24 protein-coding genes are annotated in these 20,625 nt (G+C 35.0%); 17 read left to right on the top strand and 7 right to left on the bottom strand.

What is annotated here, in order from left to right; translation table 11 throughout:
* Window positions 1–255: 255 nt before the first annotated feature.
* Complete coding sequence (yfkAB, locus tag NST77_RS25725; RefSeq protein ID WP_095330732.1) at window positions 256–1,377, bottom strand: radical SAM/CxCxxxxC motif protein YfkAB; 1,122 nt, start codon at window positions 1,375–1,377, stop codon at window positions 256–258.
* Between the two features lie 192 nt (window positions 1,378–1,569).
* On the opposite strand from yfkAB, the gene NST77_RS25720 reads away from it, so the two are divergent.
* Window positions 1,570–2,058, top strand: coding sequence for a YtxH domain-containing protein (locus tag NST77_RS25720; RefSeq protein WP_095330734.1), 489 nt, complete (start codon window positions 1,570–1,572; stop codon window positions 2,056–2,058).
* 164 nt (window positions 2,059–2,222) lie between these two features.
* Here the strand turns inward: NST77_RS25720 and NST77_RS25715 are convergent, their stop codons facing one another.
* Window positions 2,223–3,008 (bottom strand): tyrosine-protein phosphatase, encoded by a 786-nt coding sequence (locus NST77_RS25715; protein ID WP_341123914.1) that lies wholly within the window; start codon window positions 3,006–3,008, stop codon window positions 2,223–2,225.
* A 231-nt stretch (window positions 3,009–3,239) separates the two neighbouring features.
* Here NST77_RS25715 and NST77_RS25710 point away from each other — a divergent pair, with 231 nt between their 5' ends.
* From NST77_RS25710 to NST77_RS25685, 6 genes are all read left to right on the top strand, one after another.
* Window positions 3,240–3,845, top strand: coding sequence for a TetR/AcrR family transcriptional regulator (locus tag NST77_RS25710; RefSeq protein WP_095330738.1), 606 nt, complete (start codon window positions 3,240–3,242; stop codon window positions 3,843–3,845).
* 152 nt (window positions 3,846–3,997) lie between these two features.
* Window positions 3,998–4,183: an SE1561 family protein gene (locus NST77_RS25705; RefSeq protein WP_047941711.1), complete on the top strand. Its 186-nt coding sequence runs from the start codon at window positions 3,998–4,000 to the stop codon at window positions 4,181–4,183.
* Between the two features lie 188 nt (window positions 4,184–4,371).
* Entirely contained in the window at window positions 4,372–5,910 is a 1,539-nt protein-coding gene (locus NST77_RS25700) for a fumarate hydratase (RefSeq protein WP_341123913.1), read from the top strand.
* Window positions 5,911–6,004: 94 nt separating this feature from the next.
* On the top strand, window positions 6,005–6,826 hold the full coding sequence (gene pdaA, locus NST77_RS25695) for a delta-lactam-biosynthetic de-N-acetylase (RefSeq protein WP_433780348.1): 822 nt from the start codon (window positions 6,005–6,007) through the stop codon (window positions 6,824–6,826).
* Window positions 6,827–6,912: 86 nt separating this feature from the next.
* Complete coding sequence (locus NST77_RS25690; RefSeq protein WP_445668921.1) at window positions 6,913–7,779, top strand: DNA-3-methyladenine glycosylase family protein; 867 nt, start codon at window positions 6,913–6,915, stop codon at window positions 7,777–7,779.
* Window positions 7,780–7,869: 90 nt separating this feature from the next.
* The gene (locus tag NST77_RS25685) at window positions 7,870–8,742 is read left to right on the top strand and encodes a YitT family protein (protein WP_095330742.1); all 873 of its coding nucleotides are present in this window, start codon (window positions 7,870–7,872) and stop codon (window positions 8,740–8,742) included.
* A 45-nt stretch (window positions 8,743–8,787) separates the two neighbouring features.
* Here NST77_RS25685 and hmpA read toward each other — a convergent pair whose 3' ends face one another.
* Window positions 8,788–9,996: an NO-inducible flavohemoprotein gene (gene hmpA / locus NST77_RS25680; RefSeq protein WP_341123912.1), complete on the bottom strand. Its 1,209-nt coding sequence runs from the start codon at window positions 9,994–9,996 to the stop codon at window positions 8,788–8,790.
* Window positions 9,997–10,166: 170 nt separating this feature from the next.
* On the opposite strand from hmpA, the gene NST77_RS25675 reads away from it, so the two are divergent.
* Window positions 10,167–10,625: an RrF2 family transcriptional regulator gene (locus tag NST77_RS25675; RefSeq protein ID WP_341123911.1), complete on the top strand. Its 459-nt coding sequence runs from the start codon at window positions 10,167–10,169 to the stop codon at window positions 10,623–10,625.
* Window positions 10,626–10,705: 80 nt separating this feature from the next.
* Here the strand turns inward: NST77_RS25675 and NST77_RS25670 are convergent, their stop codons facing one another.
* The 3 genes from NST77_RS25670 to NST77_RS25660 all read right to left on the bottom strand — a co-directional run bounded on the left by NST77_RS25670 (window position 10,706) and on the right by NST77_RS25660 (window position 12,880).
* Complete coding sequence (locus tag NST77_RS25670; protein WP_163184888.1) at window positions 10,706–10,846, bottom strand: hypothetical protein; 141 nt, start codon at window positions 10,844–10,846, stop codon at window positions 10,706–10,708.
* Between the two features lie 206 nt (window positions 10,847–11,052).
* Complete coding sequence (locus tag NST77_RS25665) at window positions 11,053–12,240, bottom strand: YhgE/Pip domain-containing protein (RefSeq protein WP_341123910.1); 1,188 nt, start codon at window positions 12,238–12,240, stop codon at window positions 11,053–11,055.
* Window positions 12,241–12,295: 55 nt separating this feature from the next.
* A complete protein-coding gene (locus NST77_RS25660; RefSeq protein WP_095330750.1) occupies window positions 12,296–12,880 on the bottom strand; it encodes a TetR/AcrR family transcriptional regulator in 585 nt (194 codons plus the stop codon).
* Window positions 12,881–13,232: 352 nt separating this feature from the next.
* On the opposite strand from NST77_RS25660, the gene rlmD reads away from it, so the two are divergent.
* Complete coding sequence (rlmD, locus tag NST77_RS25655) at window positions 13,233–14,624, top strand: 23S rRNA (uracil(1939)-C(5))-methyltransferase RlmD (RefSeq protein ID WP_341123909.1); 1,392 nt, start codon at window positions 13,233–13,235, stop codon at window positions 14,622–14,624.
* Between the two features lie 73 nt (window positions 14,625–14,697).
* Here rlmD and NST77_RS25650 read toward each other — a convergent pair whose 3' ends face one another.
* Window positions 14,698–15,792, bottom strand: coding sequence for a GerAB/ArcD/ProY family transporter (locus NST77_RS25650; protein ID WP_249937905.1), 1,095 nt, complete (start codon window positions 15,790–15,792; stop codon window positions 14,698–14,700).
* A gap of 663 nt (window positions 15,793–16,455) precedes the next feature.
* Between NST77_RS25650 and NST77_RS25645 the strand changes: the two genes are divergently transcribed.
* The 8 genes from NST77_RS25645 (at window position 16,456) to NST77_RS25610 (ending at window position 20,611) form a co-directional block, all read left to right on the top strand.
* Window positions 16,456–16,824, top strand: a complete 369-nt coding sequence (locus NST77_RS25645) for a YwqH-like family protein (protein WP_163184897.1) — start codon at window positions 16,456–16,458, stop codon at window positions 16,822–16,824.
* 86 nt (window positions 16,825–16,910) lie between these two features.
* Window positions 16,911–17,195, top strand: a complete 285-nt coding sequence (locus tag NST77_RS25640) for a DUF5344 family protein (protein WP_095330787.1) — start codon at window positions 16,911–16,913, stop codon at window positions 17,193–17,195.
* Window positions 17,192–18,622: an LXG domain-containing protein gene (locus NST77_RS25635; RefSeq protein ID WP_095330789.1), complete on the top strand. Its 1,431-nt coding sequence runs from the start codon at window positions 17,192–17,194 to the stop codon at window positions 18,620–18,622. The genes NST77_RS25640 and NST77_RS25635 overlap by 4 nt, the downstream gene beginning before the upstream one ends.
* 30 nt (window positions 18,623–18,652) lie before the next feature.
* Window positions 18,653–18,961 (top strand): DUF4176 domain-containing protein, encoded by a 309-nt coding sequence (locus NST77_RS25630; RefSeq protein WP_095330791.1) that lies wholly within the window; start codon window positions 18,653–18,655, stop codon window positions 18,959–18,961.
* The gene (locus NST77_RS25625) at window positions 18,961–19,302 is read left to right on the top strand and encodes a hypothetical protein (protein ID WP_095330792.1); all 342 of its coding nucleotides are present in this window, start codon (window positions 18,961–18,963) and stop codon (window positions 19,300–19,302) included. The genes NST77_RS25630 and NST77_RS25625 overlap by 1 nt, the downstream gene beginning before the upstream one ends.
* Window positions 19,303–19,324: 22 nt before the next feature.
* Entirely contained in the window at window positions 19,325–19,870 is a 546-nt protein-coding gene (locus NST77_RS25620) for a hypothetical protein (protein WP_095330794.1), read from the top strand.
* Window positions 19,871–19,999: 129 nt separating this feature from the next.
* Window positions 20,000–20,293 (top strand): WXG100 family type VII secretion target, encoded by a 294-nt coding sequence (locus NST77_RS25615; protein ID WP_095330795.1) that lies wholly within the window; start codon window positions 20,000–20,002, stop codon window positions 20,291–20,293.
* A gap of 78 nt (window positions 20,294–20,371) precedes the next feature.
* Complete coding sequence (locus NST77_RS25610; RefSeq protein WP_095330797.1) at window positions 20,372–20,611, top strand: EsaB/YukD family protein; 240 nt, start codon at window positions 20,372–20,374, stop codon at window positions 20,609–20,611.
* Window positions 20,612–20,625: the final 14 nt, after the last annotated feature.

Genomic DNA, 20,625 nt, shown 5'->3' with positions numbered 1-20,625 from the left:
GAGGTGTTCATAGGAAGGATGAAAGCAAGAAAAGCGGAGAGGAAAGAGAAAAATGGTGTTCATAAGAGAAATGAAAACCAAAAGGAGGTAAGCTAAGCGGAAAAGTGGTGTTCATAAGGGAGATGAAAGCCAAAAAGAAAAACAGCATTTCTCCTTACCGCAAACTTATACCAATAGTACAAAATCATCATGCAAAAAACTCCCACAACGCACAATAAAAAGTGTCCATCAACTATCAATGGACACTACTTTTTATTATCGACTAATTACTGCATTTCTTTTTGTAAAATCTACATCTTGATAGTAACTGTTTTTTACAAGGACATTTGGTCCAAGGCATTTAACAGCAGGACAATGACAGTTTAGTGAACGAGCTAAATCAGTGGAAAGCCATTTTTGGAAGATATCCTCTAAATTATCTGTTTGAATATTACCAAGAGCTGGAGTGTCACCGAAATCAGTAACGATTACATCGCCAGTAAAAATATTTACGTTTAAACGAGAACGACCATCTGGATCATTTCGAACTGTTACGTTTTTGCTAGAATAAAGGCGATTTAATAACTGTAGGTCTTCTTCTTTCGTATTACATGGATAAAACGGAAGGGTACCGAATAGCATCCACACATTTTCATCGCGAATATCAAGAAGGTGATTGATGCTGTCACGAATTTCGTCTAGTGATAATGTTTCTAAAGCAGAAGCAAAATCTGATGGGTACATAGGGTGAATTTCGTGTCTTTGACATTTCATCTCTTCAACAATTTGCCGGTGGATATGCTCTAAATATGGGAGTGTACGCTTATTTAGCATGGTTTCGGCAGAGACAACCACCCCAGCTTCTACTAAAGCTCTACTATTTGTAATAATGTTGTTAAATAGCTTCCCTCTTTGTTCATAAGTTGGTTTTCTAGCCATCATCGCAAAACCTCGTTCTGCAAATTCCTCTTCTGTTCCCCAGTTATGAGAAATATGCAGTACATCTAAATACGGAATTACGGGTTCATAACGATCCAGACCTAGTGTTAAATTTGAATTTAACTGTGTTTTTACTCCGCGACTATGTGCATATTTAAAAAGAGGGACAACATAGTTTTCTACAGATTTTCGGCTCATCATTGGCTCTCCGCCAGTAATACTTAGTGAGCGTAAATGCGGAATATCATCCAGTTTTTTTAGTAATAAATCAATCGGTAAAGCATTCGGGTCTTTTGGTTGAAGAGTATAACCAACAGCACAATGCTCGCAGCGCATATTACATAAGGTTGTTGTAGTAAATTCAATGTTAGATAAGGTTAATTTTCCATGCTGCTCCATATCCATATAAGCTTCCCAAGGATCAATGCTTGGAGAAATTATGTTTTTTTCAGTAATCATCATAAGCTCCTTTATAAAATAAATAGTTAACTATATCTATGTGTAAAAAAGGTATAGAATGCTTTTTTCATTGTTAGGGATATAAGGCCCCTTGTCATTATTAAAGGAAAAATCCTATCTGTCAAACGTTTTTGTTTAAATATTGCGTAGGCGGGAAAAGAATCTTTAACGAGAAGAAGGGAGATGAATGATATGTCTAATGCAGCAAATCAAGGAAATAAAATTGTAACAGGCTTAGTAATTGGAAGTGTCATTGGTGTCACAGTTTCTCTAATTGATCCAGCTACAAGGAAAAGAACGATGCAGAAATTCGAGAATATAAAAGATGGAAGCACTCGTATTGTTCAGAGTTATAAAGATAACCCAGATGAATTTAAAAAGGATTGGAAGGAAAGATTCCATCGTTCCTCTGATGCCATGAAAGCTATTACGAATGATACCCAGAGATTGTACAAGCAGATTCAATCCACTGTGCGTGAGCGTTCCAAGGACTTAAAAGAAATTACAGAGGATTTCAAACAACTCTACTTTCAAACAAAGAGACAATATAATCAAATTACGAACAGGATAGCTACAACGAAAGATCAAATAATTGAATCATCAGAAATGAAAGAAGGAACCCAGCTTCCTGCTGTTAGAGAAGATATGGAGGTAAAGGAAAAGGGGACAGTCCTACAATAATGTAGAGAAAAGGAGCATCTTAAGTCTTAGAAGATGCTCTTTTTATGTAGCGTTGTCTTCTTTTTAATAAACTTGCTGGGTAGAAAGTTAAGCCAAATCACCAATTAAATTATCTCTAAACCCATCTTCACATGTAATGCCCCTATATTAAAGATCATAACTTTCTATTCAATTAATAATTGTTTGAGCTTGTCTAAATTGCTTTGAGGAATATTACAAGCCACCAGAAGATATGTTTCTATGTTTCCGTACTCCTCGATGATTTTACTATATACGTCTTCTAAGTAATCACGTTGAACCTCTAGCATGGGCTTTAATCGTTCTGGTGATACTTGAAACAAACTCAACCATCTAATAAAGTTTTCGACTTTCTTCATACGAGCAGCTATTAACTGATTTGATACTAGATACTCGTTTATAACCGCCTCATATGGGACACCCACAAGTAATTGAATAATTGCTGATATAAAGCCAGTTCGGTCTTTTCCTCCTGTGCAATGAATCAGGGCAGGAATATTTTGCTGGTTTGAAAGAAAGATAAGAATTTCGCGAATTTCCTTATGACAGCCAAAGGCCATATGTTCATACATTTCTTTCATGATCTTTTCAAAATCAATGGTATTTGACTTGCTAACTAGAAATTTAAAGAATTCAAGACGGGTAAATTCTCGGCTTTTATCATGGATGGATACATTTAATAATTGAATTCTTTTTCCGGTCGGGATACGACTTACCTTTGATTTTTGTTCATTAGGTGTTCTTAAATCACAAATGGCTTTTATATTCAATTTATCGAAGGTTTCCAAATCTTTGTTGGATAACTTAGATAACTCTTCTGAACGAAATAAAACACCAGCTTTCATTTTGCGCCCGTCACTGGTTGTCATACCGCCAATATCACGAAAATTATATAATTTTTCAAATTCAAATGCTTTTTCTAAGGTCTTCATTATCATCTCTCCATCTTTATATTCAATATTGAAAGAGGGGGAATGGATCTAACAATGAATTTCCCCTCCATTGCCATCTCTTTATATGAACAAAAAAGGTCTTATAGTCATATGAATTTAAAAATATGCTATTACTTATTTACTTTTATTTACAAAGAGATTAAGATAAGTATAAACATTATGTGACTAAATGTCTATAAAAAGTCATAAAATATTAAAAGGAGATTTGTCATGCCTAAATTTACAAAACAAGAAAAAGAGCATATTCATCGTTCCCTTATGGAAAAAGGAAGAGAAATTTTTATACAGTATGGACTGGCAAAAACAACTATTGATGATATTGTGCAGGCATGTGGGATTGCTAAGGGCTCTTTCTATAAGTTCTTTCAATCTAAAGAGGAGCTTTATTTTGAAATTCTAAAAAATGAAGAAGAAGTACGTGAGACAGTTCTTGCTGAATTATTTCGTGAAGATCTCTCTTCAAAAGAATTGCTTACTTCATTTTTTCATACATCTTTTACATTTGTTGAGGAAAATCCTTTTCTTCAGCGTGTTTTTCAGAGTGATGAACATGAAAGACTTACAAGAAAACTTCCGGAACAGATGGAAGAGTTCTCGCGGATACATACTCAAAGAGGAATCAACGCTATTAAAACTCTCATGGACCGTGGAGTCTTACCTAATGAGAATCCCGAATTAACGGTAGGAGTTATCCAAGCGATTATGATGATAAGATTGCATAAAGATGAAATAGGAACAGAGCTTTTTCCTCAAGTGATGGATAGAATTATCGATTATATAGCAACAGGGTTAGGGAAGGAAAGTTTCAATAAATAAACAGAAAGGAGCATCTTTGACTGGATGTTTCTTTCTTTTTCCGCTATGAATGTGTAAAAAAATAATACCTGTGCAAAGCTAAAAAGACGAAGGTTGCCGAAAGAAGAAAAATTCGTTACGATTAAGAAGTAGTTTTGAAAGGAGAGAATACATTGGGTAGTTCAATTACAGATAAAAATGAGCAAGTTACTTTTCTAAAGACAAGATTAAATATGTTTATGGATGTGCTAGATGCAATTGATCCAGAAGAAGCTGAACTAGAGGATATTGATCGCTTAATTGAAATGATAGATGAAATAGAATCGAAATGTAATGAGTTTAAACATAGAGATTTATAAGATTGCGCTGCTTGGATGGAGAAAATCATCCAGGCTTTTTTTGTTTTTTTGGGGGAATATTTCTGTAAACGATTGCAAATCACTTCTCTATCGCCGAAGAGAAGAGTATAATTTTTTATAGGGAGTATTTGTATGTAACAAAAAATGTGCAAGGTATGCCTTGCGCTTTTCAAATGAGGGGGAAAAGCATGTATTTTGAAAATCTGAAGAAGAGTATTTACGATTTAATTGTAGAAACATCGACCAATCTTCCAAAAGATGTGCGCCGTGCAATTGCGAAAGCTACTGCATCAGAAAATGCTGGGACTCGTTCGGCGATGAGTTTAGCGACCATTACGCAAAATATTGGGATGGCAGATAAGGAAGTCTCGCCTATTTGCCAAGATACAGGGCTGCCAACATTTAAAATAAAAACACCTATTGCTGTCAATCAGCTAGATATAAAAGCAGCTATTTATGAAGCAATGGAACTTGCAACGAAAAATGGGAAGCTCAGACCAAACTCCGTTGATTCACTTACAGGCGAAAATAGCGGGAATAATTTAGGGGCAGGGACACCTGTCATAAAGTTTGAACAGTGGGAAAAGGATTATATCGATATTCGTTTAATTTTAAAAGGCGGAGGCTGTGAAAATAAAAATATTCAATACAGTCTTCCATGTGAATTAGAAGGGCTTGGCCGTGCTGGGCGTGATTTAGACGGAATTCGCAAATGTATTCTTCATTCTGTATATCAAGCACAAGGGCAAGGCTGTAGTGCAGGTTTCATTGGAGTCGGTATCGGTGGAGACCGTTCTGCAGGATATGATTTAGCGAAAGAGCAGCTATTCCGCTCTGTCGACGATACAAATGATATTCCAGAATTAGCGGCGCTAGAAGCGTATATCATGGAGAATGCGAATAAACTAGGAATTGGTACAATGGGATTTGGCGGGGAAACAACGCTGTTAGGCTGTAAAATTGGCGTGATGAACCGTATTCCGGCTAGCTTCTTTGTATCTGTTGCTTACAATTGTTGGGCATTCCGTCGTTTGGCTATCTCCGTAAACCCTGATACAGGGAAAATTAAGGAATGGCAATATCAAGAAGGAGATAAAATTGATTTCAAAGCAGAAACGGAAGACAATGAAGTAGCGGCAGCAGAGGAAGTTATTACTCTTCAAGCACCAATTAGTGAAGAGGAAATCCGCCAATTAAAAGTCGGAGATGTTGTCCAAATTAATGGAATGATGTATACAGGGCGAGATGCGATCCATAAATATTTAAGTACAAATGAGGCTCCAATTGATTTAAATGGACAAATTATTTATCATTGTGGACCAGTTATGCTCAAAGATGAAGATGGAAATTGGCATGTGAAAGCTGCTGGACCGACAACCAGTATTCGGGAAGAGCCTTACCAAGGGGATATCATGAAAAAATTTGGTATTCGCGCAGTGATTGGAAAAGGCGGTATGGGTGCGAAAACATTAAAGGCATTGGAAGAGCATGGCGGTGTGTACTTAAATGCCATTGGCGGAGCGGCCCAATATTACGCAGATTGCATTAAATCGGTAGAAGGTGTAGACCTAATGCAGTTTGGAATTCCTGAAGCGATGTGGCATTTAAAAGTAGAGAGATTTAAAGCCGTGGTGACAATGGATGCACATGGTAATTCTCTTCATCAAGATATTGAAATGTCCTCTTTAGAAAAATTAGCGCAATTTAAAGATCGTGTATACAAATAAATTTGGTGAGAACGGCTAAAAGATTAGCCGTTTTTTTCTTTGCTTGTTATTACCAAGAATGAATTCCTCCAGTGTACAGAAAATAACAAAAGGAATGAACGGTAAAGGAGGAATTACATTGAAATTAGCAATCAAAGCGTTTATTTGTTTTTCTGCTTTTTGTTTATTTGCCCTTCCTGTTGTAGCGAGTGTATCCAATAAACCACAAAGCTGGGGATTCAAAAAGGCAGCAAATGAACAACCAGCAGAAGCAGGACCAGAGTTAGATGCTTTACTAGAAAAGTATGGTGCTTATTATAAAGATACAAGTGAAGATAAGGTGCTTTATCTAACCTTTGATAATGGCTATGAAAATGGGTATACAGGGAAAATTCTTGATGTTCTAAAAAAAGAAAAGGTACCTGCAACGTTTTTCATTACTGGTCATTATTTAAAAAGTGCTCCAGATCTTGTTAAAAGAATGGCTGCGGAAGGTCATATTATTGGGAACCATTCCTACCATCATCCAGATTTTACCCAAGTTAGTGATGAAAAGTTAAAACAGGAGCTTGATTCCGTTGTGAAAGAAACGGAATTACTAACAGGGAAAAAGGGAATGACTTATTTACGTCCCCCGCGTGGTGTTTTTAGTGAGAGAACATTAAAGCTTGCTCAAGAGTTAGGATATACACAAGTGTTCTGGTCATTAGCCTTTGTAGATTGGAAGACCGACCAGCAAAAGGGCTGGAAGTATAGCTATGATAATATAATGAAACAAGTTCATCCGGGCTGTATTTTATTGCTTCATACTGTTTCAAAAGATAACGCAGAAGCGCTGGAACAAGCAATTAAAGATTTGAAAAAAAGAGGCTATACTTTTAAAAGCTTAGACGATTTAACACTGAAGAAAGAAATGGATGAAGGGATCATGCATTAAGAATGGTAAGCATGCCCAATTAGAGATTTTCTTCTCTTGATTGGGCTTTTTCATGCTATAATACAAGAAAAAAACAGGTGATCACCTTGCATACCATTAAAATTGAAGGACCTTATAATTTTGATCTCGTATTGAGCAGATTAGCCTTAGATCCACTACATGTACTGGATAAAGAAGCAAGATGGGTCAAAGTACCACTTCGTATCGATAACAAACCAATCGTGGTGAAGATACAAGCAACTGGAATAACGGAAAAACCAACATTTCGCTTAGAATGGGAGGAAATAGATTCCTCTTTGCATGACCTCATTTATAAAGAAATCCGCAGAATTTTCCGGTGGGATGAATCCTTGCTCGCCATTCATGAACATTTTCAAGCAACCAAATTAAAGCCGCTCTTTGAGGAGCATTATGGAACACCGATTGTATTAGATTTTCATCCTTACAACAGTTTAGTAAAGTGTATAATCCATCAGCAGCTAAACCTAAAGTTTGCCTTCACCTTAACCCAGCGTTTTGTGACTACATATGGTTTTCAAAAAGATGGTGTCTGGTTTTACCCAGCACCAGAAACAGTAGCAAAGCTTACCGTCCAAGAATTGCGTGAGCTGCAATTTAGTACAAGAAAAGCAGAGTATATTATCGATCTTTCCAATGAAATAATAAAAGGTAATTTAGATCTCGCTAGTTTAGAAAAAAAGTCTGATGACGAAATTATGAAAGAATTAATCCGCTTTCGAGGAATTGGGCAATGGACGATTCAGAATCTATTGTTATTTGGATTAGGAAGGAATAATCTTTTTCCCATTGCGGATAAAGGGATTCAAAATGCGTTGAAAAAGCTTTTACAATTGGATAAGAAGCCGACAATAGAAGAAATGGAAGCTTTGCTCCCGGAATGGCATCCATATTTAAGCTATGCATCCCTTTACCTATGGAGAAGCATTGAGTAGCTCTTTAGCCTTATCTTTAGTTGTTAACAATTAACTATGGTAAAATATAAATAAGTTGATTATTTAAATAGTTTGAAACGAGGAAAGTAAATGGAGAAAAAGACACAGAAAAAACAAAAGAAGCTTCTTAAGGCTTCAAGAGCATTATTAGTTATTATTGGAGGAATTATCACGGGATATGGACTGGAAGCAGTGCTTATTCCCAATGCAGTCTCCGATGGAGGGGTTACTGGTTTAAGTATCGTTGGTTCTCAGTTAATGGGATTTCCCCTTGGAATTTTGATTGGGATATTAAATATTCCCTTTATATTTTTAGGATATAAACAGATAGGAAAAAGTTTTGCTATATATTCGGTTATCGGTATACTCTCCTTAGCAATTAGTACAAGCTTAATGCACCATGTCCCGACCATCATTGAAGGAGATACACTTCTAATAACGGTTGTTGGTGGGATTATCATTGGTTTTGGAATGGGTTTAGCCTTGCGTAATGGTGGAGCATTAGATGGAATCGATATGTTAGCTGTATTACTTTCAAGAAAGTTACCATTCGGAACAAGTGACTTAATCTTATTTTTAAACTTGTTTGTATTTATTTTCGTATCTACCGTATTTGGTCTCCAAGGAGCTATTTTATCCGCGATTGCATACTTCATTGCCTCTAAAGTAATCCACATTGTAGAAGAAGGGTTAAGTGGATCCAAAACGTTTAAAATTATTACAGATGAGCCGGAAATAATGGTTGAAACCATTCGTGACCGCCTAGGTCGTAGTGCCACTTATACACTTGCAGAAGGTGGATACTCGAATGAACCATTTAAAGAAATTACATGTGTAGTCAGTCGCATGGAAGAAAGAAAAATGAAAGAAATTATTCATGAATTAGATCCGACAGCATTTGTCGCTATTTATGATGTATCAGAAGTAAAAGGCGGTAACTTTAAGAAACGGGATATCCATTAATAGAAAAAAAGCCAGTTGTCAGCGGACAAATGGCTTTTTTCTTTCTTATAACTTCATAGAAGGACCAAAGAATTCATAATGAATCTGACTATCATCAACCCCATTTGCTTTTAACCCTGTTATCACTGCTTGTAAAAATGGAACTGGGCCGCAGACATAGTAATGTCCATCTGCTGTGATGGCATTCTCTTTTAGCCAGTCAGCATCAATATAGCCAGCTTTTTGGAAGAAAGGATTTAGCTTATCTTCTTCAGAAGGATTTTCGTATATATAGGAAAGGTTGAAATTCGCAATTTTTTCTTTCAGTTGGATTAATTCCTCTTTGAATGCTTGAACGGAACCACTTCTTGCAGAATGAATAAATTGTACCTCGCGATCTGGCTGCTCTTTTGCAATAGTTCCTACCATGCTCATAAATGGGGTGATACCAACACCACCACTAATAAAAACAATCTGGCTTTCTTCTTTTAAAAGGGTGAAGTCACCAGCTGGAACGGTAACTTCTATTAGATCATCAACATCAATATCGCTATGAAGATAATTAGAAACTTTGCCGTCCGGATTTTCTACTGACGCTTCCTTTTTAACGGAAATACGGAAATATTCTTTATTGCTGGCACATGATAGGCTGTACTGACGGTTAAATAAGAATTTTTCCCCGGGAATGGATAAGCGGATGGTAATGTATTGACCAGCTTCATAGGCTGGCAATGAACTGCCGTCAGCTGGAGCTAAATAAAAGGACGTAATAACATCACTTTCTTTTATCTTCTTCATCACTTTAAATTCTTTATAATCAGCCCAGCCGCCATTTTTAGAAGCACTTTCTTCATACATTTCTTTTTCAATATCAATAAATACTTGGGCAATGACACCATAAGCATCAGCCCATGCTTGGATAATTTCATCAGTAGCAGCATCTCCAAGAACTTCTTTAATCGCTTTTAAAAGAAATTCCCCGACGATTGGATAGTGCTCGGCTTTCACCATTAAACTGCGGTGTTTGTGGGCGATTTGCTTTACAACTGGTATAATAGTCTCAAGCTGATCAATATTTTGTGCTGCTGCTAATACGGTATTAGCAAGAGCGGTTTGCTGGCGTCCTCGTGCTTGATTAGCATGATTAAAAATATTCAGCAGTTCAGGGTGTGCAGCAAACATATTTTTGTAGAAAACAGTAGTTATTTGTGTACCATGTACTTGTAATACTGGTACAGTAGATTTAATAATGTCAATTGTTTTTTGTGATAGCATTTTTATAACCTTCTTTTAAAGTAATATTTTAAATACATCTTTAATGATAAAAGTCTGTCTGGATAAAAGCAATATTTCAAATACATCTTTTTCACTGTTTTTAACATGTTTAACAAAATGTTCACATTTTCACTATTAGAACCGTAAAAATAGCAAAAGGAGATAGGGTTATGCGGTTAACTAACTATTCTGACTACTCTCTAAGAGTATTAATCTACTTGGCAACAAAAGAAACACCAAAACTGACAAATATCAAAGAAATATCCGAAGTTTATAATATATCGAAAAATCACTTGATGAAGATTATTTTCAATCTCGGAAAATTAGGCTATATAGAAACAATCAGAGGGAGAAGCGGTGGTTTTCGTTTAGCAATGGATCCAGCAGAAATCAATATTGGCGCACTTATCCGCCAAACTGAGGAAAACTTCTATTTGGTAGAATGTTTTGAGGATAAAAATGCCTGTGTCATTACGCCGGTATGTTCATTAAAGCATGTTCTAAATAATGCATTGGAACAGTTTTTTAAAGTATTGGACCAGTATACACTAGCAGATATAGCAGAAAATCAGGTGATGTTAAAAGAGTATTTTGCTCTGAAAAATAAAGCAAGTTCAGAAGAAGAATAATCTGCTTTTTTTGAAAATGCATATAAGAAAAAAGGCTGAACATCGGGATCAGCCTCTTTCTTATTTCTATATTCATGTTCTTATTCTTTTGTTTCGTTCTCTGCTGGTGTTTCTGTTTTGGTATCTTCCTTTTGGTCATCTTTTTGGTCAGAGCAGCCAACTAACATTCCTGTAAAAAGTAAAGCAGTCATCATTCCCAATGTTAACTTCTTGAAATTCAAAAGAATCACCTCAACAAAGTAATTTTTCGTACTACCTTAGTATAGAAAAGGATTATTAATCTACTATTAAGCCAATGCTAAATCATGTAATGAATTTCAGTTCCATATACCTAAGGAATGTAGTTTTTATTAGCTGGAAAGGGGGATATTTTAGGAAGCTTTTTCAGTGCTAATGCTGTTTTGAATACCTAGTTTGTAAAACAGTCTTATTGACTCACGACACTATTTGTAGAAACGCTTTTTTTTAGTAAAGCAATTCTAAACAATGCTACAAAAAGGGTTACAGTTGATACGATTAGCAGAGCCATCATCTCAGTTGTTAAACTCTTTCCTCCAAAAATCAATGAATAATAGCCATTTGAGGCATATGTTGCCGGTAAATAGGAACCAATCGTCTGATAGAAGCTGGATAACATCGCTTTTGGAATAATTACTCCTGAAGTAACAAGCTGCAATGAAAGGACAAGGATGTTAAATAACATGCCACCTGGTCCAAATAAAATAACAAACATCTGTGTCAAGCTTAAGAAAGAAAAATAGACAAAAATTTGAAATATTCCTGACTCCATTATAGATATGTGTAATTCAATATTAAATATAGCAAACAATAATAATGTGATGCCAGATAAAAGAATGGATGCACCTATATTAATGATTTGTCTTACTAAGAATATCGACCATTTATTATAATTGCTTTTTATTTTTGATGAAACAATATTCATATTAAGACTCATAATCATAGAGCCTACATATGAAGCAAGTACCATCATCATCGGCACCATAGTAGGAGCAAATCCATCAACATTATTCGTCTTTTCTACAGTTGTTTGAACAGATTGGATGTTTAAAGATTCCAAAGCTTGAGAAATTCCCTTTGAAAATTCTTGTGCGAGCTCATTTGATGGTATGTTTTTTCCTAATTGCTCCTGTAAGTTTGACAGAATAAGTTGTTGTTTATAATTATAAACATTTTCATTAATGGATTGAGTAATATTCTTTGCTGCTCCATCCATTATTTGTTTTGCCAAAGTAGCGTTTCCTTGGTTAATGAAATAGTTAATTTCCGGTTTCCCATTTTCTTGTAGTCGACTAGAGAAGATTGCAGGGATATGCATTACCATATCTACTTTTGATTGATTCATATCTTTTTTTGCAGAATCAATCGATTGGTACATTTTCACTTCAAATGGTACATTTTTCACCACTTTTTTTTCAATCATGGAACCTATTTGTTGGTCTTCATTAACTAAGCCAATTTTCAGTTTGTCGATCCGATTATTAACGCCATCATATGCTGTCATCCATACACAGAAGAAAATTAATAGGAATGCAACCGCAGTGGAAATACCAATAATAGTTTCAGGATGTTTAAAAAATTGTTTTAATGTTTTCATTTAAATTCCCCTTTTTAAAGCAAGTACATGCTTGCATTTATAGTATAAAAAATTACTAGGGTGTTAATCCCCTAGCAAAAAGATAAACACTGTGTTTTATAAAATCCTTTTTTGAACTTGAAATGACACTGTCACCAAAGCGAGATTTTGAAAGAAAGTAGCCGAAATTCAGCCAGATAAAATTCATCGCTTGAAAATCAATATCTGTATCCACTATCTTGCCTCTTCTATTCATCTCATTAAAGTATAATACCATCATTTCTTTTAATTGCTTTGGAATGTTAACAATCGTTTCATTAAGTTCGGGAAACATTTGCGCTTCTCTCATACCAATCATAATTAAATCTTTAACTTTTTCCATATACGTAAGGTAGCCCTCTGCGATTACCCACAAATCTTGTTCAAGATCCCAAACCATTTGTTCATTAATAACTTTTTCTAACATAGGGTGATAGGATACTGATTGAATAGCTGCTTCCATAATCCCCTTTTTATTTCCAAAATGGCGGAAAATTGTTACTTCATTTACTCCTGCTTTTTCGGCAATGGCGCGGGTCGTTGTTCCTTTATATCCATAATCACGAAATAGCTCAATAAACGCTTGAATGATTCGATCTGATGTACTATTTATTTTTTCCATATCCCATCCAACTTCCAAAAATGAATGTAAGTAATTACTTGCGTTATTTAGAATAGCTTAGAATTATCTACATGTCAATACCTTAAGGGATGGTTGACAGTAATTATTTTATAGCTGCCTCAGGAGTTTTCGTTAAAAAAGCAACTATTACAATATTTTTGCAATAGTTGCTTCACTTGTCATTAAGCTATTTACCTGAGGAATTATAGTTTTTATTAGCTGGAAATCTTTTTCAGCTTCTGGGAATAAGAGAAACTGGATATTTCCCCAAAGAAGCTTTAGTATAGGAAGAAGACATAATGAGGAAAGCTAGTAGTACCCTTTTAATAGAAGATAATAGGAGTAATTATAGATGAAAGATAAACAACAAAATACGATGGCGAAGCTGAAAGTAGGACAAACCTTCCCATTGACAATAAAACGTTTAGGGATCAACGGAGAAGGAGTCGGCTATTTTAAAAGGCAGGTTGTATTTGTGCCAGGTGCTCTTCCCGGAGAAGAAGTGGTAGTAGAAGCAACAAAGGTTCAGCCCAAGTTTTCAGAAGGAAAGGTAAAGAAGATAAGAAAGGCCTCGCCTTTTCGCGTACAAGCACCATGTCCTTTTTATGAACAATGTGGAGGATGTCAGCTTCAACATTTAGCCTATGATCAGCAATTGCAGGAGAAAAGAGATATTGTCATTCAATCATTAGAAAGACATACAAAGCTAAAAATTGATAAATTGGATATTCGCCCAACAATCGGCATGGAAGATCCATGGAATTATCGTAATAAAAGTCAATTCCAAGTGGGACAGCAAAAAAATGGTGCTGTGATTGCAGGGCTATATGGACTAGATTCCCATCGCTTAATCCCCATTCAGAATTGTATGGTACAGCATCCGTTAACGAATAAAGTATCAGAAGAAGTCCGCAAAATCTTAGAAGAATTCCAAGTGCCAATCTATGATGAACGGAAACAAAAAGGGATCGTCCGCACGATTGTAACACGCGCTGGCTTTGAATCTGGAGAAGTACAAGTGGTATTGATCACAACACAAAAAGAAATGCCAAGAAAAAAATTAGTAATGGCTGAAATTCAAAAAAGATTACCAGAAGTAAAATCTTTAGTGCAAAACATCAATGGCAACAAAACGTCTCTTATTTTTGGCGAAAAAACCATCCATTTAAGTGGGGAAGAGGTCATTCAAGAAACACTAGGTGATTTAAACTTCGAATTGTCAGCCCGAGCTTTTTTCCAATTGAACCCTGTTCAAACAGTAAAGCTGTACGATGAAGTAAAAAAAGCAGCAGCATTAACAGGAAAAGAAAAAATAGCGGATGCTTATTGTGGGGTCGGAACTATTGGCTTATGGCTAGCAGACGGCGCAAGTGAAGTCCGCGGCATGGATACAATCGAAGCTGCGATTACAGATGCACAAAAAAACGCAGATAGACACGGTATCGAAAACGCAACCTATGTAACAGGCACAGCAGAACACTGGCTGCCGAAATGGGTAGAAGAAGGCTGGCGCCCAGATGTGGTTGTCGTTGACCCGCCGAGAACAGGCTGTGATCGTAAGCTATTAGACGCAATCAAAAAGGTAAAGCCGAAAAAGTTTGTCTATGTGTCATGTAATCCCTCTACCTTAGCAAAAGATATTGATTATATGTCTAAAGATTATAAGGTGGAGTATTTGCAGCCGGTTGATATGTTTCCGCATACGGCGCACGTAGAATGTGTGGCACAACTAACATTGATATAATAGAATTTCTATGCAAGGTAGGTGCTTATTTTACATATCTTGCCAATATAACTATTCAAAAAAGGATACTTGTCTAAGCATCCTTTTTCTTTTTTATTAAGGCTAATACCATAAATAAACTCGGAAGAAGAAAAAATAAAGGTAAGCTTAAAAAATAGGGAACTACCGTTATTGATTCAGTAATATGGTCAGAAAAGTTTATGCTAATCAAAGATGAACAGATGGTTAAAATACACATCATTGGAATGACTAATACGCGATAAGGGAGCTTAAAGATATATTCCAGCCCCTTTAAGGCAGCAAAGGAAAAAATACAAATTTTAATTACTACACCTAATGCAATAATAAATATGGCGAAGGCATCTAGCCTTTGTAAGAAATCACCTATACTAATTAATCTTGTTGCACTTACAAAAGGAAAAGTACTACGAGATGCAACGTATGGACCTAAGGAAGTAGTCACAATGAAGGTTCCTATTGTTAACCAAAATCCTGATGAAAGGACAGAATAAACTAATGTGTGTCTTGCATATTGTTGTTTAGGTAAATGAGAAAATAAAAATGTTAAAGCGAATAATTGACCATATGGCCTTATCAGTTCGTATGGGAAAATGGTATTTAACAATGGTTTAACCCCTGTAGCTAAAATAGGAGTAACTCGCTCTAATTTTATATCGTTATTACCAAATAATAGAATGGTCACAAGGATAATAAAAAGAATAGAGTATGGTGTAAATACTTCTGTAACTCTTCCAAGCACTTCCACCCCTAAATATATGATATATGTAAGGATGATCACAAAGCTTAAGCTGCAAACTTCTATTGGAGTGTTAGGGAGAATAAAGGTTGTAACTAATTCTCCAAAATCACGAATAACCCTAACGGCTAAATAAAAAAAATAGAGTGTATAGATATATGTAATAAAAATAGAAATGGGACGATTTAATATGTATTCAAGCATTTCGGAAAAATGTTTATTGGGAAATATTTCTTGGAAATGGTAATAAAATAATGCGATGAAAATGCCAATAATGGAAGAGCATAAAACAGCAATCCAGGCATCCTGTTTTGCATTTATCCCAATCCCGATAATAAGAGAACTCCCCAAATTAAATCCAATAATAATGTGGAATAATTGGTTTAAAGAAATTTTTTCTTTTAACACCATTTTCGAAACTCCCTTTAGGAATATAACTTCTGATCTATTTTATCATTGGTTAAAATCCTGAAAGTATTCCTATATATTGAAATATTGTAAGTATTTTTGCGCTGGCATAATGGTATTACAAATGGAATGATGGCTTTGTTGGCAAGTTTAGGATAAAGAGAAATTTTAGACTATAAAAGAGATAGGTTGCAGAATTGATTTCTCATTCATTGGCAATCTTTAATTTTTATTTAAAATGTATTCAGTACCCAATCCTCACAATTCCAATAAACAGTCGTGATTTCATAATAGAAAGCAGTTTTGTGAGATACTTCCTGTTTTTTGATTAATAGGAAGAGTATCTATACCAATTGACCTTTTTTTCACTTTTATGTTTAAAACTAAAAAAACAGGGTATTGCAGAATAAGGAATTTATTTACAGATTGAGCTTTCAGTATGCAATTAGACTATTAGATACTTACATATACAGAGATTTCAAATTAATTTACTTCTATTTACCTAACATAAATATGGAATAATTAGATATTTTTTCTCATTATTCCATATTTTAGGCGTGTTATAATGAGAAAGATTGGAAAAAGAAGGGGTTTTGAGAAGGCGTCATCACGTAAGGAAAAATACATAGTTATTAAGACGAATAGCACCAGAAAGGGTGATCTTACTTGTCTATATTCTATTATTATGGGTTGTTGCAAGAGAAGGAAGACCAGCTTCGCAGGCTAAAGAATGGGAAATCTGATCTGAAGGCTATCAAGCATGAAATGACAAGTTATAGTGATAATGTTGTCAAGCCAGATTTATCAGCTTCAACTTGGCATGGGACATTAGCTGTAGAATTTGAAAATATAAGAACAAAGGGAGCTTTTCAACAATATCAAGATATTGAAATAAAGCAGTTACCTAATAGGATTTCTGAAATCAATGAAAAGATTAACAGTCTGCAAAGTGAAATGAACAGCATAAGACATACGATCCATGAACTCGAAGAAGAAAGAGAAAAGGAAATGAAAAGAAAACAGGAAAAGAAATAGATGGAATTATTATTAAATGAGGGTATTTACTGCAGATAATTTTATTTATTTTTTCTAAATTTTAGTAGTAAAGTTGTGGTGAAAATATGGGAGAAATAAAGTTTGATTATAGTGGGATAGAAAGTGTTTTGAAAAAAATGGATACTAATATAACTGCATTTCAAGCAAATCTGCCAGAAAATAATGCTAAGAATAATAAGTTAGATTTATTAACGGAACTAGAAGAAGTGAATGCATCATTTGTAAAAATAATGAATGAATATAAAACCCTTTTGCTAAAAAATGCAAATACAGTAAGAGATTCTGTAACATTAATGAGGGAGACAGATGAAGCACTGAGAGACGTTATTTCTTCAGAGGTATTAAGATGAAAGTATTAGAGGTTGCAAGTTTAGAAGAGTATTTAGACCAAACGATAAAATCCTTTAAAGAAAAGGTAGAGCAGATTCATTCTTTAGAACAATCTGTGATGGAATTAGTAGGTTTGGATGGTTCCTTTCATGGAAAAGGTGCTGAATCAATCAAATTCTTTTATGAATCAAGCCATAAGCCTTTTCTAGTGAAACTAAAACAAGTTATTCAAGATTATCAAGAAAAAATATCTAAATGCAGAGAGGCAATAAATTCTTTTGAGCCAAATGAAGATGGTTTTATTCGACAGAGTTTTTTACAAGAAGAGCTTTCAGACCGCCTAACGTCCGTACAAAACTATACAAATGATGTTATCGCAGATGGAAATAGTGTAATGGAAAAAATTTCAGATATTATTTCTTTAGCTAGTCTTGATGATTCCATGTTTAATAGCGAGATTAAAAATGCTAAAAATAAAATAGCGGAAACAATTAATCAGCTTGAAACCATAGATCGGCAAAATGCTGATTCCTTTAATGAAATAAAAAGTGACTTAGCAATCATGCAAAGTTATTTATCAGAGCTAAATACAAATGTTAACTTAAATCCTGAACTGATTCGTCATTTCAGTCCATACAACCTTTTAACAAGCACTAGCCATTTTTTATTGGTTTCTAGTATAAAGCCATCTAACAGTAGATTTGACAGTAACCCTCCTTATCGTAACGATTCCCAAAAATCTATCTTTCTATTAGATGCATATGGACAATATCCATATAGATGGCTGGGATTAAATTATACTTCATCATCAGAGAAGCAGGAAGTAGATAAGGAAATTAATGAGGACGGATTTCTAGTCGGAGACAAAGTGACAAAAGGGGATTTTTCAGCAGAAGGCGGACTTGGAAAAATAGAAAATGACTGGTCTGGTTTCGATGACTTCAAAAATGGAAGTGGCCAGCTTGGTGGCGCTAGTTCTTTCAGGGGCATTCATGCTGGCTTAGAATATGATACAACTATTTTGGATAGTAGCTTCAGCCAAGATATTTTATTTGCAGAAGGCCAGGCAAGTGTTGGAGGAAGCAGTATTCTGCCGATTGCTAAAGCAGGTGGGTCTGTTTATACTGCACAAGTAAAATCTCAGATAGATAAAGAGGTCGACTTTGTAGGAAGTACTGGATTAGAAGCCAAAGGGGAAATTCTAAAAGCAAATGCCTTTGCCGGGGTTGATGGTAGTTCCGTTGGCTTTGGAGCAAAAGCTTCCGTAGCGGAAGGAGAAGTCTCGGGAATAGCGCCAATCCCTTTTACAGACTATACGATTAAAGGGACTGTAGGCGCTTCTGCTGTCGGGATAGGTGGAGAGGCAAAAGTAGGGAAAGAAATTGTTCTCGATCTTCGCTTGCTATTAGGAGTAAAGATAGGCATAAGTTTTGAAAAAGAGGAATAAAGAAATCCAGTAATAAAAGGAGAAAGTACAATGTCGCAAGAGGTCAACTCATTAATCATTGATAAAGGAACCGAATTATTGCCGATTGGAACAATTGTATTGCTCGATATATTTTCACAGCCTTTGATGATTTATGGGAGAATGCAGCAACAAGCAGAGAAAAACAAAATTTGGCAATATGTGGCATGTCCTTATCCACAAGGACATATCTCTGATGAAACAAATGTTTTTTTCAATCATGAGCAAATCAAACAAGTCATCTTTAAAGGATTGGAATCAGAGGGAGAAAAATTAATGAGAGAAAAGTTAAATTCCTTTCATCTAAGGGATGAAAAGTGATGAAAAAGATAGTTAGCTTTTTTGGGGAACCATATCATATTATATGGTCTGAATTTCATTATTTAGCTAATTTGAAGAAAGATTCAGGAACAAATGCAAAGGAAAAAGGCAGAATAGCTCAGCTTCAGGTCTTTAATACTCTGCTCCTAGTAATCTATTCGCTATTTTTAGTTATTTTCTTTGTTTATATTATTTTGCTTTTTATCGTAAAGCTTTATGCATTATCAGGAATTATTGTCGGGCTGTTGATGATGACCATTATTAAATTGGTGCAAAAGAAGAAGTATCTAAAACGCCGGAATGCGTTTATAAAAAATGATCCTACATTGATAGAATCATAGAATAGAGAAGAGGTATCGCATCTTGACCAAACTATTATACAGCATAATCACTGTAGTATTGATGCTTGTTGGCTGTAGCAATGATTCATCTACTTCAGAAAAGCAAGAGACAAAAGGAAATGTCAATAAAGAAGAAATTTCTTACAAAGACAAACAAGGGGAAATCGTGGATTTTATTAACAATGACATCCAAAAAATAATAGCATATGAAACAGAAGCGAATCAGCAATTAGCGACCGTTTCTGGCGATAATTATAATTCCGATAAGGAATTATATGAGGTGCTGACAAGTAAGGTCATTCCTACTTATGAAAAAGCTGTTAATGAAGCGAGGGACCTTCAAGTGTCTACTGAAGAGCTAGAGCCAATGAAATCAAAAATCAAAGAAGCGACTAGCACTTACTATGAAGCTTTAATACTAGAGAAAAAGGCACTAGAAAAGAAGGATAAAGGACTTATTGAAGAGTCAAACAAAAAAGGACAAGAATACATTGAACTAATTAATAGCTATCATGAAGAGATGAAAAAGTTGGCAAGTAAATATGAAATTGACTACCAGAAAAATTAATTTCATGCCATTAGTAGATTATAATAGTTAGTTTATAAAATGAATATAATTTAAAAGATTATTTAATTGTGGTAACTGCATAATGTCATTCATTGTGTGTTATATATAAAAAACAAAAGGAGAGATAATATGTCAGGGATCATTCGCGTTACACCAGAAGAATTAGTAGGTATGGCCGATCGCTATTCTAGTGAAGGAAGTCAAGTGGGAGATCAAATTTCTCGCTTAGACAACATGATTCAAGAATTAGAAACTATGTGGGAAGGTCAGTCAAGCAGAGCGTTTAGCGAACAATATCAATCGTTAAGACCATCCTTTGTAGATATGCAGCAGTTGCTTGAAGAAATTTCTTCTCAATTAAAAAGTACAGCAAAAGCATTGGAAGATGCAGACGCTCAAATTGCAAATCAGATTCGAGGATAAGATTGAAAGATTGAATATGGTTTATTAAGAGCGCTTTTCTGTAAATGGAGGCGCTCTTTTCTTTTAAGAGGTGATGACATGTACATTGAAGTAACGGTAGATCTTTCTAAATATAATGGAGAATATTTAGAACTTCGACTCTCTGATTATCATACAGTGAAGAAGTTAGTGGATATTGCCTGGAAGACAACTAACAGGCTAGATACACCAAGAAATGGATATTGGATAAAGGTAATGAATAAAAAGAGAGTTTTTTCTGGAGAAAAGCGGTTAGCAGATATCGGAATAATGACAGGTGACAAGATTCAAATATTATAAAGGAGACAGCAAGT

This window comes from Niallia sp. FSL W8-0177, from assembly GCF_038006285.1.
GTDB lineage: Bacteria > Bacillota > Bacilli > Bacillales > Cytobacillaceae > Niallia > Niallia circulans_A.
The sequence above is the reverse complement of the archived record's forward strand: the minus strand, read 5'-3'. Positions and strand labels throughout refer to the sequence as shown.